The organism is Halocynthiibacter sp. C4 (assembly GCF_028823805.1).
Classification (GTDB): Bacteria; Pseudomonadota; Alphaproteobacteria; order Rhodobacterales; family Rhodobacteraceae; genus Falsihalocynthiibacter; species Falsihalocynthiibacter halioticoli.
In genome coordinates this window covers 1392555-1407315 of sequence record NZ_JAPEIE010000001.1, presented here as the reverse complement: position 1 = coordinate 1407315, position 14761 = coordinate 1392555, and the positions used below count along the sequence as shown (strand labels likewise).

The 14761-nt window shown below is 54.4% G+C and carries 16 protein-coding genes and 1 tRNA gene; 6 read left to right on the top strand and 11 right to left on the bottom strand.

Annotation, left to right across the window (positions count from 1 at the left end; translation table 11 throughout):
* The first annotated feature begins 67 nt into the window (after nucleotides 1-67).
* The gene (locus OU789_RS06840) at nucleotides 68-190 is read left to right on the top strand and encodes a hypothetical protein (RefSeq protein WP_263953138.1); all 123 of its coding nucleotides are present in this window, start codon (nucleotides 68-70) and stop codon (nucleotides 188-190) included.
* Between the two features lie 158 nt (nucleotides 191-348).
* Here OU789_RS06840 and OU789_RS06835 read toward each other — a convergent pair whose 3' ends face one another.
* Both OU789_RS06835 and OU789_RS06830 read right to left on the bottom strand, forming a co-directional pair.
* The gene (locus OU789_RS06835) at nucleotides 349-1755 is read right to left on the bottom strand and encodes a methyl-accepting chemotaxis protein (RefSeq protein ID WP_274654374.1); all 1407 of its coding nucleotides are present in this window, start codon (nucleotides 1753-1755) and stop codon (nucleotides 349-351) included.
* A 54-nt stretch (nucleotides 1756-1809) separates the two neighbouring features.
* Complete coding sequence (locus tag OU789_RS06830; RefSeq protein WP_274654372.1) at nucleotides 1810-2271, bottom strand: iron-sulfur cluster assembly scaffold protein; 462 nt, start codon at nucleotides 2269-2271, stop codon at nucleotides 1810-1812.
* A gap of 98 nt (nucleotides 2272-2369) precedes the next feature.
* Between OU789_RS06830 and hisI the strand changes: the two genes are divergently transcribed.
* On the top strand, nucleotides 2370-2726 hold the full coding sequence (gene hisI / locus OU789_RS06825; RefSeq protein WP_263953141.1) for a phosphoribosyl-AMP cyclohydrolase: 357 nt from the start codon (nucleotides 2370-2372) through the stop codon (nucleotides 2724-2726).
* Nucleotides 2727-2734: 8 nt separating this feature from the next.
* Here hisI and gluQRS read toward each other — a convergent pair whose 3' ends face one another.
* The 6 genes from gluQRS to rocF form a co-directional block, all read right to left on the bottom strand.
* Nucleotides 2735-3580 carry a tRNA glutamyl-Q(34) synthetase GluQRS gene (gluQRS, locus tag OU789_RS06820; protein ID WP_274654370.1) on the bottom strand — a complete coding sequence of 282 codons (846 nt, stop codon included), beginning with the start codon at nucleotides 3578-3580 and terminating at the stop codon, nucleotides 2735-2737.
* Nucleotides 3577-3765: a hypothetical protein gene (locus OU789_RS06815; RefSeq protein WP_274654368.1), complete on the bottom strand. Its 189-nt coding sequence runs from the start codon at nucleotides 3763-3765 to the stop codon at nucleotides 3577-3579. Before OU789_RS06815 ends, gluQRS begins: the two co-directional genes overlap by 4 nt.
* A complete protein-coding gene (gene trmFO, locus OU789_RS06810; RefSeq protein ID WP_274654366.1) occupies nucleotides 3762-5135 on the bottom strand; it encodes a methylenetetrahydrofolate--tRNA-(uracil(54)-C(5))-methyltransferase (FADH(2)-oxidizing) TrmFO in 1374 nt (457 codons plus the stop codon). Before trmFO ends, OU789_RS06815 begins: the two co-directional genes overlap by 4 nt.
* Nucleotides 5136-5270: 135 nt before the next feature.
* Nucleotides 5271-8063, bottom strand: coding sequence for a DNA gyrase subunit A (gene gyrA, locus OU789_RS06805; RefSeq protein WP_274654364.1), 2793 nt, complete (start codon nucleotides 8061-8063; stop codon nucleotides 5271-5273).
* Nucleotides 8064-8201: 138 nt separating this feature from the next.
* Entirely contained in the window at nucleotides 8202-9263 is a 1062-nt protein-coding gene (locus tag OU789_RS06800; RefSeq protein ID WP_263953301.1) for an ornithine cyclodeaminase, read from the bottom strand.
* 57 nt (nucleotides 9264-9320) lie between these two features.
* Nucleotides 9321-10244, bottom strand: a complete 924-nt coding sequence (gene rocF, locus OU789_RS06795) for an arginase (RefSeq protein WP_274654361.1) — start codon at nucleotides 10242-10244, stop codon at nucleotides 9321-9323.
* 111 nt (nucleotides 10245-10355) lie between these two features.
* Here rocF and OU789_RS06790 point away from each other — a divergent pair, with 111 nt between their 5' ends.
* Nucleotides 10356-10790 carry an Lrp/AsnC family transcriptional regulator gene (locus OU789_RS06790; protein WP_263953147.1) on the top strand — a complete coding sequence of 145 codons (435 nt, stop codon included), beginning with the start codon at nucleotides 10356-10358 and terminating at the stop codon, nucleotides 10788-10790.
* Here OU789_RS06790 and OU789_RS06785 read toward each other — a convergent pair whose 3' ends face one another.
* Entirely contained in the window at nucleotides 10791-11246 is a 456-nt protein-coding gene (locus OU789_RS06785) for a disulfide bond formation protein B (RefSeq protein ID WP_274654358.1), read from the bottom strand.
* A complete protein-coding gene (locus OU789_RS06780; RefSeq protein ID WP_263953149.1) occupies nucleotides 11247-11825 on the bottom strand; it encodes a YqaA family protein in 579 nt (192 codons plus the stop codon). It lies immediately after the preceding gene.
* A 175-nt stretch (nucleotides 11826-12000) separates the two neighbouring features.
* Between OU789_RS06780 and OU789_RS06775 the strand changes: the two genes are divergently transcribed.
* The 3 genes from OU789_RS06775 to OU789_RS06765 all read left to right on the top strand — a co-directional run bounded on the left by OU789_RS06775 (nucleotide 12001) and on the right by OU789_RS06765 (nucleotide 14069).
* Nucleotides 12001-12558 (top strand): TRAP transporter small permease, encoded by a 558-nt coding sequence (locus tag OU789_RS06775; RefSeq protein WP_274654355.1) that lies wholly within the window; start codon nucleotides 12001-12003, stop codon nucleotides 12556-12558.
* Nucleotides 12555-13892: a TRAP transporter large permease gene (locus OU789_RS06770; RefSeq protein ID WP_274654353.1), complete on the top strand. Its 1338-nt coding sequence runs from the start codon at nucleotides 12555-12557 to the stop codon at nucleotides 13890-13892. The genes OU789_RS06775 and OU789_RS06770 overlap by 4 nt, the downstream gene beginning before the upstream one ends.
* Nucleotides 13893-13983: 91 nt before the next feature.
* Nucleotides 13984-14069: transfer RNA gene (locus OU789_RS06765), tRNA-Leu, on the top strand.
* A gap of 43 nt (nucleotides 14070-14112) precedes the next feature.
* On the opposite strand, the gene OU789_RS06760 is transcribed toward OU789_RS06765, so the two are convergent.
* Nucleotides 14113-14745 carry a MarC family protein gene (locus OU789_RS06760; RefSeq protein WP_274654351.1) on the bottom strand — a complete coding sequence of 211 codons (633 nt, stop codon included), beginning with the start codon at nucleotides 14743-14745 and terminating at the stop codon, nucleotides 14113-14115.
* Nucleotides 14746-14761: the final 16 nt, after the last annotated feature.

Below are 14761 nucleotides of genomic sequence, written 5' to 3'. Positions count from 1 at the left end.
CTCAAAAAGTTCTTTACGAAGCGTAAATAATATGAGAACAAAGTGTAAACAAAGATGGGAGAGAAAGATGATTAAGGAAGTTCGCAGCGTTATCTCACGATCATCCGGAACATTGGTTCAGGATTTCATCGGACTTACAGCACTGGTTGTAATTTTGATGGCGTCATTGTTTCTGCCCGTTTTTGCCTAGTTGCCCGCCCGAGTGTTTTGGCTTTTGAGTATCTTGTCCCCAAAGTGATACCCCATATGCCACTGCCTGTTGCTGAAATCTGAGAATACCTCTTCCGGATTTATCACAAAACACATCGGGTTTTACTGCCGCCACCTGTCCCGAGGTGGCGGCATTTTTTATCCGCGATAGGCAAGGCGTAACCCGCCCCAGTGTTCACCATTGATGATGATCGGCGCGGATAGGTCTTTCATAAGAACAAACTCACCGCCGCCCATTTCTCTACGATAGACTTGAAGCAGGAATGGTTCTGTGTTTCTGCCGGATTTCAAACCAACACGGTCGTCAAAGACTCTACGATTTCGGCAGTTCGCCAAATTCCAGACAGGGTCAGCAGATTGAGGATGTGAAAATTTCTTATTGTGGGTCGGAAGGTATCCGTTCTGATCTACGCAGGCACAGAAGACGACTTTATCTGAGAAATTGAGTGCTTCTTCCTGAATTGCGGGAAGAATGTTGTCCATGAAATGTGTGAATGGTGCGAGGAGTTGTTGCGGATCCGTGTTCGGGATTGCGCTGTAATTGCGAGAGAACAGTTCTGAATGGCTTATCTCTCCATTGTGCAGCCCTTTCTCAATACGAGCGTTTATTTTAGCTGCTGTCGCCTTCACAAACTCGATGAATTCCCGGTCGTCGGTTGCGCCACCAAGTTCAGTCGAAAGTTGAACCATGGTCTCGGATCGGTCGATCAGGCCATGCACCCGGCCACGGGTGTCGTGGATACCATGGGCAGTTTCTTCGATGGTTTGGCCGATGTTTTGAAATCCAGGAATGAAAGCCGCTCCTGCGTCGCGCACAGCGCTTGCGTGGGTAGCGATTTTTTCAGCCTGTTGATGCGTTGCTTTGACGGATTCAAATATCCCAGAGAGCGTCGAGTCCGTATTGGCGGCCTCGGCAATGACATCACTTGCTGTGCCCGAAACCTCAGCGGCTTCTGACTTCAGCGCCCCGACGGAACCGGAAAGCGCCGTGATGTTCTCTGATATTTCTTCGGCAGCGCGCGCAGTTTTGCGCGACAACTCGTTTATGGCCTCCGCAACCACAGCGAAGCCACGCCCGGATTCGCCCGCGCGGGCCGCTTCGATCTTTGCGTTGATGGCGAGAATGTTCACCTGACTGGCGATCTGGGCGATTTCGTCGTTGTTCTCCTGCACGGCAGTCAGGGTATTCTCAACCGAGGTCATTCGACGGTCAATGTCCTGTACCCAGTGGGCAACCGATTGGGTTTGTTCGTTCGCGATGCGAAGATCCTTCATCGAGGTTTCGACATCGGCGATCATCTGGGAGGTGGAGTTGGAAACGGTTTCCACAGCCGAGCTGACGGCGGTGTTGGCTTCTTGAACACGCGCGGCTCCGGATCGAACTTGGTTAAGGGCCGCGAGTTGTTCTTTCGACTTTTCGTCAATCTGGTCAAGAAACCCCGCAATATCGACGATTTCAAATCCAAGACCCGACGCGCATTCGGCAATCTGGCTGAGCCGCGCGTCTGCGGGCATGGAATCGGTGAAATCTGGCGCAGGTATCATTGGCGGCTCCCTCTCAAGTTGGGCCAGTGTTACCGCCAATTGCTTGCGTAAGTGTTAAGCCGTGTCTTGTGCTTTGGCTGTCTCCGCAGCTTCGAGGGTGGCTTCGAAGGCGAGCAGAATGGAAGCGTGGCGGTTTTTGTAGTCCCGTGCGGGCAAAAGCACCTTGAGCTCTTCGAACCTGCCTGTGGGGGCAGGGCCTTCATTCTTCAGCATATCCTTGAGCGCATCACGCGCCTCGCGCACGTCCGAAACTTTGCTGCCGATCACCGATTGCGCCAAGACAGCGGCCGATGCTTGTCCAAGCGCACAGGCTTTAACGTCTTGGCCAAAAGCCGTAATCGTATCGCCATCAAGCTTTAGATCGACAGTCACCGTGGATCCGCAAAGGGGCGCTCGCTTTTTTGCGGTGGCATCAGGGGCATCGAGCCGATCCGTCAGGCCGATATCTGCGGCCAATGCAAGAATACGGGCCGAATAGAGCTTGACCAGATCGGTTTCGGGGCTTGGTGTTGTCATATCCGGTCCTTGCGGTGGCTAGGGCATTTCAGTGGTGTTTATTCGGCGTGTTATGTCTTAGATAAGCGGTGCAGCGAAGCAAGTACAAGGTATGAACCATGAAATTTGATCCCGCGAGCCTGACTTATAACGATCAAGGGCTGATTCCGGCGATTGCACAGGACACATCCGGCGAAGTCTTGATGATGGCGTGGATGAACGCAGAGGCCGTGGCGCAGACGCTGGAAACAAAGCGCGTGACCTATTGGTCGCGGTCGCGACAGGCCTTTTGGATCAAAGGGGAAACGTCCGGTCATACACAAAAGCTGCTGGATATGCGGGTGGACTGCGACCGTGACTGTTTGTTGCTGGTGATAGAGCAGGAGGGCGCGGCGTGTCATACCATGCGTCGGTCTTGTTTCTATACTTCGGTTATTGACGGAACCGAGCGCGAATTGATGAAACCAATCGCCTAGTTCGTATCTTAAAGCCCAACTATCGTGCGAATGTCGGCGGGAGTTGCGCCTTCGGCTCGGTATTTGGCAATGGCGCGGGCGTCGTCGCGTTTGGCGAGGCGTTTGCCAGCTTCATCACGAATTAAACGGTGGTGGTGATACTCGGGTATCGGCAAACCGAGCAAATGTTGCAGCAAAACATGGATTTGCGTGGCTTCGGCAAGGTCGGCGCCACGCACGACATGGGTGATTTCTTGTGCCGCGTCATCAAGCACAACAGAAAGGTGATAAGACGTTCCCATATCCCGACGCGCCAAAACGATGTCGCCAACGGTTTCCGAAAGCCTTGCTGTGTCTAGGCGAATTTTCTGACGAGTTCCGTCACCTGTTTCGTAATAAACGAGTTCACCTTGCTCAAGAAACGCAACGGCTTTCGCCATATCAAGGCGTAGAGCATCAGTCTCTTTCCGCTCTGAAAATTCACGGCCGCGGCAGGTTCCAGGATAGATAAGTCCATCTGGCCCAAACATCGGCGCGCCTTCCTGTGGAGCGGAGGCGGCCTGCTTGATATCTTGGCGGGTACAGGAACAGGGGTATAGCAGCCCAAGAGCGGCTAAACGGTCTAACCCGTCTCGATACGTGGCGAGATTGTCCGATTGACGCAAAACGGGCAGGGGCCAGCTTAGGCCAAGCCACGCCAGATCGTCGTAAATTTGTTGTTCCCATTCGGGTTTGGCGCGGGATTGGTCGATGTCTTCGATCCGCAGTAGGAAGGTTCCGCCCGCCGCCTGTACCATGTCAAACGCACAGAGTGCCGAAAAGGCATGGCCAAGGTGCAGTGGGCCAGTTGGCGAGGGGGCGAAACGGGTGATCATCGCTCGCGCGAGACTGCGCCTTGATGGATCAGGAGCCATGCCAAAATGATAAACATCGGATGGGTCAAGCCGCCAGAAAAGATAAGCGCCGGAACCCAGATCAGGAACGTAATGATGCCAAGGATCGGACGTCCGGCGATCATGATCGACAGAGGCGGGAGAAGTATGGCGAGGACGTAATTCATGCGTCCTCCGCTTCTTGTTTCGGAGCCGGCGCTTCAATCCCAAGCCAGTCACACCACGCGGTTTTTGCGCGATCTGTATAGGCTTTGTAGCGGTCTTTGCGCCCCCGACGGCCAGATTTTAATCCATCAACTGGGCGGAACAGCCCAAAGTTAACGTTCATCGGCTGGAAGGTCTTGGCATCTGCACCACCTGTGATGTGATGGACAAGCGCACCCATGGCCGTATCCTGCGGTAAATCAGGCACTGGTTTGCCAAGGATTTCCGCCGCTGCGAAACGCCCCGCGAGCAGGCCCATGGCCGCGCTCTCTACATAGCCTTCGACACCGGTGATTTGTCCTGCGAACCGAATATTCGGCTTTGATTTCAAACGCATCTCGGCATCAAGTAATGTAGGAGAGTTGATAAACGTGTTGCGGTGGATACCGCCAAGGCGGGCAAAACTCGCCTCTTCAAGTCCGGGGATCATCCGAAGAACTTCGGTCTGCGCTCCGTATTTCATCTTCGTCTGGAAGCCGACAATATTAAGCAGCGTGCCAAGCGCATTGTCGCGACGCAGTTGCACCACAGCATAGGGCTTGTTCTCTGGATCATGAGCATTGGTCAGGCCCACGGGCTTCATGGGGCCAAATCGCAATGTATCGCGGCCGCGTTCGGCCATTACTTCAATCGGCAAGCAGCCATCAAAATAGCCAGCTGTTTCGCCCTCGTGAAACTCTGTCTTATCCGCAGCCAAAAGCGCGTCGATGAAGGCTTCATACTGCTCTTTTGACATCGGACAGTTGAGATAGGCCGTGCGCTCTTCTTCGGTTTCACCCTTGTCATACCGGCTCTGAAACCAAGCGACATCCATGTTGATGCTCTCGGTATAGACGATAGGAGCGATGGCGTCGAAAAAGGCCAGCGCATCTGCACCGGTTTCGGCTTGAATTGCTTTACCCAAACCCTGCGAGGTCAGCGGACCAGTGGCGATAATCCAATGACCATCGCTCGGCAGCTCTGTGATCTCACCAGCTTCAACGCTCACGCGCGGATGGGCGTGGAGCGCATCGTTTACAGATTGCGCAAACGGATCACGATCAACAGCCAGAGCGCCGCCCGCAGGGAGCTTGTGCTTGTCTGCCATGCCCATAATGAGCCCGTTTGCCTTGCGCATTTCCCAATGCAACAGGCCAACCGCGTTCTGCTCATCGTCATCCGAACGGAAGGAATTGGAGCACACCATTTCCGCAAGATTGCCTGTACGGTGCGCGAAGGTTTCGACCTTGGGGCGCATTTCGTGAATGACCACGTCAACGCCAGCCTCTGCGGCTTGCCATGCGGCCTCTGATCCGGCCATTCCGCCGCCGATGATATGAAGTTTTTCTGTCATGAGTGGCATGTAGCCCCGATGCGGTGAAATGAAAAGGGGGAAGGATTCGCCAAAGACGTCAAAACTCCCACGAAAAAGCCCCCGTCAACTTGTGGTCAACGGGGGCTTTTGATTTATTTTCGCGCGCTTAGCGGATCATTCTTCGCCGCTGTCACCTTCTGGCGCCGCGTCGGAAATCACCTCGGCGTCAATTACTTCGTCTTCTTGGCTTTCAGCAATCCATGCAACCGAAACAACAGTTTCGCCTTTGCCAGTGTCAAAGACCTTCACACCACCAGCCGAACGCGACCGGAAAGAAATGCCTTCGATTGGGCAGCGGATGGATTGGCCAGTGGAGGTGGCGAGCATGATCTGATCGCCCATATCCACAGGGAAGCTCGCAACAAGTGCGCCGCCGCGGGAACCCGCGGAAATCGCCTTCACGCCCTGACCACCACGGCCACGGACCGGATAATCATGCGAGGAAGAGAGCTTACCCAGACCAGATTGCGTGATCGTCAGGATGAGATCCTGCGCATCGCGCATCTCCAGATACCGCTCATCCGTGAGGATGCCTTCGCCTTCTTCCTCGTCACCGTCGCTGACGTCATCGAGCGCTTCATCTTCGGCACCCAATTCGGCACGGTAACGTTTGATAAAGGCTGTGCGCTCCCACGGCTCGGCCTCGAAGTGGCGGATAACAGACATCGAAACGACCTTTTCGCCATCCTTCAGCTTCACACCGCGTACACCTGTGGAGGCGCGGCTTTGGAAGACACGAACTTCTGTCGTCGGGAAGCGGATTGCGCGGCCAGAGTTGGTCACGAGCATCACATCCTCATCCTCGGAACAAATCCGTGCGTTGACGAGCGACGCCTCCGCAAAATCATCCTCGAACTTCATGGCGATCTTGCCGTTGCTCTTCACATTGGTGAAATCCGAAAGCGCGTTGCGCCGCACCGTACCTTTGGACGTGGCAAACATGATCTGAAGGTTGCCCCATTCCTCTTCGGGTGCATCCACCGGCATGATCGCCGCAATGGAAACGCCTGTCGGGATTGGCAGGATATTGACGATCGCCTTGCCTTTGCTGGTGCGGCCACCTTGGGGTAGGCGCCACGTTTTGAGCTTGTAAGCCATACCATCGGTCGTAAAGAACAGAAGTTGTGTATGCGTGTTGGCCACAAAGAGGTTGGTAACAACATCCTCTTCCTTGGTCTGCATGCCCGACAGCCCCTTGCCGCCACGGCGCTGCGCGCGGAAATCGGCAAGTGGTGTTCGTTTGATATAGCCGCCGGAGGTGATGGTCACGACCATGTCTTCCTGTTCGATCAGGTCCTCGTCGTCCATATCACCGGACCAATCCACGATCTCTGTGCGGCGCGGAACGGCGAATTGTTCTTTGACCTCACGAAGCTCATCGGAAATGATCGCCATGATCCGTTCACGGCTTCCAAGAATATCTAGGTATTCCCGTATCTTACCTGCCAACTCTTGAAGTTCGTCGGTAACTTCTTTCACACCCATCGCTGTCAGGCGCTGAAGGCGCAATTCAAGGATAGCGCGGGCCTGTGTTTCCGACAGGTTATACGTGCCGTCATCATTGGCGCGGTGGGTTGGGTCATCAATAAGCGCGATATACTCAAGGATGTCCTTCGCAGGCCAACGACGCGTCATCAGCTTCTCACGCGCTTCAGCAGGATCAGCAGAGCCACGGATGGTCGCCACGATCTCGTCCACGTTCGAAACTGCAACCGCAAGGCCACACAACACGTGGCTGCGCTCTCGTGCTTTGCGCAATTCAAACGCGGTACGACGTGCAACAACTTCCTCGCGGAAATCAAGGAAACACGTCAGGAAACGGCGCAGAGTGAGTGTTTCTGGGCGTCCGCCGTTCAGCGCAAGCATGTTACAGCCAAAATAGGTCTGTGTCGGTGTAAAGCGGAAGAGTTGGTTCAGTACCACTTCCGGCGTTGCATCACGCTTAAGTTCCACAACAACGCGAACACCATTACGGTCGCTTTCATCCTGAACGTGGGTAACACCCTCGATCTTCTTCTCGCGGACCTGTTCGGCGATCTTCATAATCATCGCCGCCTTGTTCACCTGATAAGGAATCTCATCAATAACAATGGCGTAGCGGTCTTTCCTAATCTCTTCAACGCGGGTTTTCGCCCGAACGATCACCGAGCCGCGCCCCTCAAGATAGGCTTTGCGCGCACCGGAACGGCCAAGCATAATGCCGCCCGTTGGGAAATCAGGACCAGGGACGTATTCGATCAACTGCTCGCTGGTCAGATCAGGATCTTCGATCAGCGCAAGAGTTGCGTCTATGACCTCGCCAAGGTTGTGCGGCGGGATATTGGTTGCCATACCAACGGCAATACCGCCCGCGCCATTGACGAGCATATTGGGGAACCGGCTCGGCAGAACGCTCGGTTCCTTATCCTTGCCATCATAGTTGTCTTGGAAGTCGACAGTATCCTTGTCGATATCGGCCAGCACAAACCCAGCAGGCTTGTCCATCCGAACTTCGGTATAGCGCATGGCCGCCGGATTATCGCCATCCATCGAACCAAAGTTGCCCTGACCGTCAAGAAGCGGCAGCGACATCGAGAAATCCTGCGCCATCCGCACGAGCGCGTCATAAATCGCGCTATCGCCGTGCGGGTGGTATTTACCCATCACATCGCCAACAGGGCGGGCCGATTTACGATAGGCTTTGTCGTGGGTGTTTCCGGTCTCGTACATCGCATAAAGGATGCGTCGATGCACCGGTTTCAACCCGTCTCGAAGGTCCGGAATCGCGCGGCTCACGATCACGCTCATGGCGTAATCGAGATAGGAGGTTTTCATCTCCTCTGCGATTGAAATTGACGGCCCGTCGTATTGTGGTCGTTCGGGCAGGTTTTCTTCTTCGTTTTCGGGGGTTTCTGGCGTGTCGTTCACGTATTGATACCGCTCGTTTTAGTGTACCCAAGATCTTGTTAGCGCGAGTATACACGCCCCATGATCTTGGGTGCAATGGCTGTGCGGTTTTTTATCCGGTTTTAGGCCGGTTTTTCATGCCAATTCCAAACGCCGTGGTCACTCGCCAGAAGAACGTTGCAGCATACCAAAGAGATCACGTGGATCATCCGGGTCTGCGAGCATGTCGAGCTGCTCCATGAATGGCGTACCTTTGATGCGGTCGCGAACGAAACGCAGCGCCGAGAAATCCTCAATGGCAAAGCCCACACCATCAAACAAGGTGATCTGGCTTTCCGATGTACGGCCTTGCTTGCGGCCGGCAATCACTTCCCAGACTTCCTCGACGGGGTAATCATCGGGCAGGGCCTGAATTTCACCTTCGATACGGGTTTGCGGCGGGTATTCTACGAAGATATCCGAACGTTTCAGAATATCGACATGCAGCTCGGTTTTTCCGGGGCAGTCGCCACCAATCGCGTTGATGTGCACACCCGCGCCGACCATATTGTCGCTTAGGATCGTGGCGCATTGCTTGTCGGCCGTGCAGGTGGTGAGGATTTGTGCGCCCTCGATTGCATCTTGTGCTGTGGTGCAAGATACGACTTCAAGTCCTTGACCCTCAAGGTTTTTCGCGGCTTTGGCGGTGGCTGCGGGGTCAATATCATAGAGTTTCACACGGCGAATTCCGCAAAGTTTTTTCATTGCAAGACATTGGAACTCACTCTGCGCGCCGTTCCCGATAACTGCCATTGTATGGCTTCCCTTTGGCATCAGGTTCTTGGCCACAAGCGCGGAGGTTGCCGCTGTGCGCAAGGCTGTCAGCATCGTCATTTCCGATAGCAGAACTGGATACCCTGTATCCACCTGCGCCAGAAGGCCAAATGCGGTCACGGTTTGAAGGCCTTCACGGGTGTTTTTCGGGTGACCGTTGACGTATTTGAAGCCGTAAACCTCGCCATTGCTGGTTGGCATAAGCTCAATCACACCTTCGGCAGAGTGGCTTGCCACCCGAGGGGTCTTGTCGAAGGCTTCCCAATTGCGGAAATCCTCTTCGAGATAGGCGGCAATCCCTTCGATAAAGCTTTCGACACCGATGGACTGGACCAATCGCATCATGTTTTGAACAGACACGAAGGGGACGAATGCCAGATCGGATGGCGCCGGTGCGTCTGTTGTCATGATTGATCCTTTACTCATATTTTCAATTGTTTGCGCTACTTTATTCATCTTCTGACCTCAAATCCGAACTGTGTCGCGGTCAAACACGCGCCGACCAAAGAGCGAGGCCGTAAGGTCCACCATGACTTCGGCTGTGCGACCACGGTCATCCAGAAACGGGTTCAACTCGACCAAATCGAGTGACGTCATGAGGCCGCTGTCGCAGATCATTTCCATGGCAAGATGCGCTTCGCGGATTGTCGCTCCACCAGGAACAGTTGTGCCAACGGCGGGGGCAATCGAAGGGTCAAGGAAATCCACATCAAGCGAGACATGTAGAAGCCCGTTCATCGCCGCCACTTTACGCAGGAAATCCCCGAGAGGCTTTGCGATACCGTGCTCATCAATATAACGCATATCGATGGCTTTCGGGCCATGTTCGGCCACGGCTTTGCGCTCTTCAGGGTCAACCGAGCGCAGGCCAATATAGCAGATATGCGCGCCGGGAACCTTCGGCATCGGCGCAAACCCTTCGAATCCATCTAGCCCCATCGCATAAGCCACAGGTGTTCCGTGGAGGTTGCCGGTTGTGGTGGTGTTGAGCGTGTGAATATCGGTGTGCGCATCGAGCCAGAGTAGGAAAAGCGGGCGGCCGACTTCTTGTGCGTAATCCGCTATGCCCGCAACGCTTCCGAGCGAAATGGCGTGATCGCCGCCAAGGAATACTGGGGTACCTTTCTTAACCGCAGCATGCCCAGCCTCACGGATGGCCGCACTCCAGCCAATCGTTTCGGTCAGCCCATGCACGGCGGGGTTGCTGCTTGTGACTTCTGGCCCGATTTGCGGGGCAAGGTTACCCCAATCTTCAACCTCGTGGCCGAGGTCTTTGAGCGCGAGATCAAGTCCAGCCACGCGAAACGCGTCTGGCCCCATTACACAACCACGTCGGGCCTTGCCGCAATCCACAGGCGCACCGATCAGATGGCAAGTTTGCTTTTCCATTGAGTATTCCCAAGACAATTAATGTTTTGTCGAAAATACCACCAAAACGAGTCGCGTTTACCTTGAAATTCGGATAATTTGAGATGTAGTTTTACATAACGGAACTCATAAATGGACGAAACGGACAAGAAACTCATTGGCGCACTTCGTCAAAACGCACGACGTGGTCTATCCGATTTGGCGCATGACTTGGGGGTTTCGCGAACCACCGTTCGATCGCGGCTTGAGCGGTTGGTAGAGAGCGGCGAGATCGTCGGTTTCACCGTACGCCTACGTCAGGACGTGGAAACTGATGCCGTGCGTGGCTTGATGATGCTGGCGATTGAGGGGCGGGGAACTGATCGGATTTTACATCGGTTGCTCGGACTCACGGCTGTTCGCGAAGTTCATTCCACCAATGGCAAATGGGACTTGATCGTAGAGATCGGCACCGATAGCCTTGCCTCGCTCGATACGATCCTTGCCGATATTCGCCGGATTGATGGCGTTCAAAACAGCGAAACGAACCTGCTGCTTAAATCGCGCCGCACGCGCAGCTTGAAGTAACTACCCGCGCAACCAAGCAGCAAACCAGACACCAGCCAGTACCAACGAAGCAATGCCGTTCCAGCTTGCCATTGAAAGGCCAAGGAACTCCCACGCTACCTCATCACACCGCACCAAAGGGGCGTTCATAATCTGGTCCATGAGTTGTTCAGGCGAGAGCTCTGCTATTGCGCCGGAGGTGCATGTAGACGGGCCTTCCCACCACGCACGCTCAACACCTGTGTGAAATAGCGCAATGCCTGCTGTTGTTAGGGCCGACAGACCACCAAGCAGTGCAAGTATGCGTGGACCACCCGAAAGGGCCAGAACACCAAGCACAATTGCGACCACATGCGGATACCGCTGCCAGAGGCACATGGGGCAGGGCGCAAGCCCGCCGATGTACTGGAAGCCAAGCGCCCCAATCATCAGAGCCGCAGAGCCAAGCGTCGCAATCAAAAGCAAGAGGCGTGTCATTTACATAACCTTTACCGCATAGAATCCGCCAAAGAGGAGCACGCAAAAGACGATAAATACAAGCCCCAATCGCCGTTCTATAAAGTCGCGGATTGGCTCGCCGAATGCACGCAAAAGAGCCGCCACAATAAAGAAACGCAGGCCCCGCGCGATGATTGAGGCGACGATAAAGACAGGGAATGACAGCCCCGTTGTTCCTGACAATATCGTGATAACCTTGAACGGGAAGGGGGTTACACCCGCGATCAGCACCGCCCATGCGCCATATTCGTTATAGCGCGTGGCGAATTCACCGAAATAGGCGTCTTTGCCATAAAATTCCAAAACAGGCCGTCCGACTGAGTCAAACAATGCAGCGCCGATGTAATACCCAAGCAACGCGCCGAGCACAGAACCAACGAGCGCAACACTGGCAATGATCCACGCCCGCTTTGGCGCGGCGATAATCATCGGGATCATCAAGACGTCTGGCGGGATCGGAAATACAGAGCTTTCAAAAAACGCGACAATACCAAGCGCAAGCAGGGCATAGCGGCTTTGAGCCAGTCCCATTGTCCAGTCGTAAAGGGATCGTAACATGCGCGCCTCTTGGTTTTGTTTTTTGCCTGTTTAGCCGGATGTATCCGATCCAACCCGTTTGTGGAAGCCTGAGAATGCCCAACAAACAGTCGCATTTGAAATACAAGAGTTGCGCGAGTGGGGCATTAACAGGTAAAGCCGCAAAAACTCACGTTGACTGCTCCCAGATTGCGCCATGACCCCAACGCCTGAAGATTGTCCAAAACTGCTGCGCCGTGCTGTAAAAAGCTGGGCTGTTGTTGTGGGCTGTGGCTTGGTTTTGGCGGCTCTTATCACGGTTCTTTCCGTTGCAGGACGTGCGCTCGCGCCGCTTGGGCTTCATGCGATTTCCGGTGATTTCGAATTGATTGAGCTTGCAACGGGCATTGCGGTGTTTGGCTTCCTTGGGTTTGCCCATATGGAAGGAAAGCACGTAAGCGTTGGTGTTCTGGTTGACCGTTTTCCGCCACGAGCGCGCGCCTTTCTCGGTGGTGTATCCGAAATTCTCATGGCAATTGTTGCGGGCATTTTACTCTGGCGGCTGTACCTTGGTTTTGCCGAAAAATTTCCCTATGGGCCGGAGGGGCTTCGCTCTGTTCTTGCGATGGGAAGCAAACCGTTTTTCGCCGAAACAACCTATGAGCTTCAGATTGAAATCTGGATACCCTACGCGCTTTGTCTGGTCGGTGCGGCGCTGTTTTTCGCTGTAGCGATGGTGCGGGCCATTCAATCCCTAAAAAGAGGTGATGCATGACCGGCGTTGAAATTGCGCTCATTGGCTTTGCGCTCATGCTGATTGCGATCTTTTTGCGGGTGCCGATTGCCGTGGCTATGGGGATCACGGGGTTTGTAGGCATCTGGGTCATGCGCGGAAGCGCAGCTGCGCCGCTTAGCCAATTGAAAACACTGGGCTTTGATACATTCTCGAGCTACTCGCTTTCTATCGTTCCCATGTTCCTTTTGATGGGGCAATTCGCAACCAAATCCGGCATGAGCCGCGCCTTGTTTCAGGCCGCTGCGGATTGGCTTGGGCATCGGCGCGGCGGTATTGCTATGGCAACCGTTGGGGCCTGTGCAGGGTTCGGTGCGATTTGCGGCAGCTCTCTCGCAACTGCCAGCACCATGGGGCAGGTGGCCTTGCCCGAGATGCGGCGTGCCGGATACTCTGATCGTCTTGCAACCGGTGTATTGGCGGCGGGCGGCACACTTGGCATTCTAATCCCGCCCTCGGTGATCCTTGTGATCTATGCGATCCTAGCCGAACAAAACATCGCCAAGATGTTTAGCGCCGCAATCGTCCCCGGTATTCTGGCGGCACTCGGCTATATGATAACGGTGCGCGTCATGGCGGGGTTTGATCCGGCCCATGTTGAATACGAGCGCGCGCCAATATCCGCACGCTTGCGCTCGCTCGTTGGGATTTGGCCGGTAATCGCCATTTTCGCTCTGGTGATGGGTGGCATTGCGGCGGATTGGAACTGGAGCAAGGAAGGGGTGCAGGCGCTCTTTACGCCAACCGAAGGCGCGGCCGTGGGGATGATCTTGACGGGTCTCTATGGAGCACTTCGCGGCGATCTGACCCGCGCGGGATTTGTCGACAGTTTGCTCGAAGCGGCCTCTGCTACGGCGATGATCTTCCTGATTTTGCTGGGCGCGCAACTTTTCAACTCTTTCCTCGCCTTTACCCAAGCGCCGCAAATGCTGGCACAATGGATTGCAGCAAACAGCGTCGCGCCTTTTGCGGTTCTTTTGGCGATGTTATTGTTCTACCTCATATTTGGCTGCGTCATGGACTCGCTGTCTATGATCCTGCTGACGATCCCGATATTCTTCCCGATCATTGAAACACTCGATTTCGGCCTCGGCGCGGAGGGGACTGCGATCTGGTTCGGCATCCTTGCACTAATCACTGTTGAAGTCGGGCTAATTACGCCGCCAGTTGGCTTGAACCTGTTTATTATCAACGGACTGTCAAAGGATACTGCCATCGGCGAAACTTACCGCGGCGTGCTTCCTTTTATCGCAACGGATATCTTGCGTGTTGCGCTGATCTTGCTCGTTCCAAGCCTTGCGCTTTGGTTGGTTTAAGACGCATCGGGCACCCAGGAAAAGAAAATTCCATCATTTTGCGTTTTTGACCTTTTCCCCGCCAAAATCTCGCGCTACATCCCTTTCCGTGGCCCGAGTGGCGGAATGGTAGACGCAGGGGATTCAAAATCCCCCGCCTTCACGGGCGTGAGAGTTCGAGTCTCTCCTCGGGCACCACAATTAATTATCAAACATGACGGTTGAGTAGGTTGGGTCGGCTTTACGCCAACCCAGGCAATACCGCTTTCAAGCCGTCCACGATCATCTCCACCGCAATTGCCAAGAGGATCATACCCATAAGCCGTGTCATGATTACACGCATGGTGCTGGTCAGTGCTTTGCCAAAGAACGACGCGAAGTAGAGAACGATGAACAGCATCAAAAGGATAACGCCAACGACCCCGGCCAATGTCAGCAATTCAATGCGGTCTGTGGTGTTGCCAGCGTAGATGATCAGCGTCGCAATGGTGCCGGGGCCGACGATGATAGGGAATGTGGTGGGATAGAACGCAAGGCCTGACAAGTCTGTCTGCTGTTGTTTTTCCTCTCCGGTCCCGTGATGAGAGGCAATATTCCCGCCGTTCAGCATCGTCCATGCGATATGAGCAAGCACAGCACCACCGGCAATTCGGAACTGATCAACGTTAATGCCGAAAAATCCGATGATTTCTTGGCCCATAACCAAGATTACACCGCACATAATGGCGGAAAAGAAGGTTATCTTCACCGCCAGCGTACGTTGCTGCGCCACCGAGAGGTCAGACGTAAGTGCCATGAATATTGGCAAGTTCACGAATGGGTTCATGATCGCGAAGAACGCGCCGAAAGCCTTGATGAGTTCGCTATGATCCACATTCGCTCCTATTCAC

Excerpts from the sequence above, each read along its gene's own strand:
- OU789_RS06840 (WP_263953138.1), top strand. The coding sequence starts at position 68 with ATGATTAAGGAAGTTCGCAGCGTTATCTCACGATCATCCGGAACATTG.
- OU789_RS06835 (WP_274654374.1), bottom strand. The coding sequence starts at position 1,755 with ATGATACCTGCGCCAGATTTCACCGATTCCATGCCCGCAGACGCGCGG.
- OU789_RS06830 (WP_274654372.1), bottom strand. The coding sequence starts at position 2,271 with ATGACAACACCAAGCCCCGAAACCGATCTGGTCAAGCTCTATTCGGCC.
- hisI (WP_263953141.1), top strand. The coding sequence starts at position 2,370 with ATGAAATTTGATCCCGCGAGCCTGACTTATAACGATCAAGGGCTGATT.
- gluQRS (WP_274654370.1), bottom strand. The coding sequence starts at position 3,580 with ATGATCACCCGTTTCGCCCCCTCGCCAACTGGCCCACTGCACCTTGGC.
- OU789_RS06815 (WP_274654368.1), bottom strand. The coding sequence starts at position 3,765 with ATGAATTACGTCCTCGCCATACTTCTCCCGCCTCTGTCGATCATGATC.
- trmFO (WP_274654366.1), bottom strand. The coding sequence starts at position 5,135 with ATGACAGAAAAACTTCATATCATCGGCGGCGGAATGGCCGGATCAGAG.
- OU789_RS06800 (WP_263953301.1), bottom strand. The coding sequence starts at position 9,263 with ATGACAACAGACGCACCGGCGCCATCCGATCTGGCATTCGTCCCCTTC.
- rocF (WP_274654361.1), bottom strand. The coding sequence starts at position 10,244 with ATGGAAAAGCAAACTTGCCATCTGATCGGTGCGCCTGTGGATTGCGGC.
- OU789_RS06790 (WP_263953147.1), top strand. The coding sequence starts at position 10,356 with ATGGACGAAACGGACAAGAAACTCATTGGCGCACTTCGTCAAAACGCA.
- OU789_RS06785 (WP_274654358.1), bottom strand. The coding sequence starts at position 11,246 with ATGACACGCCTCTTGCTTTTGATTGCGACGCTTGGCTCTGCGGCTCTG.
- OU789_RS06780 (WP_263953149.1), bottom strand. The coding sequence starts at position 11,825 with ATGTTACGATCCCTTTACGACTGGACAATGGGACTGGCTCAAAGCCGC.
- OU789_RS06775 (WP_274654355.1), top strand. The coding sequence starts at position 12,001 with ATGACCCCAACGCCTGAAGATTGTCCAAAACTGCTGCGCCGTGCTGTA.
- OU789_RS06770 (WP_274654353.1), top strand. The coding sequence starts at position 12,555 with ATGACCGGCGTTGAAATTGCGCTCATTGGCTTTGCGCTCATGCTGATT.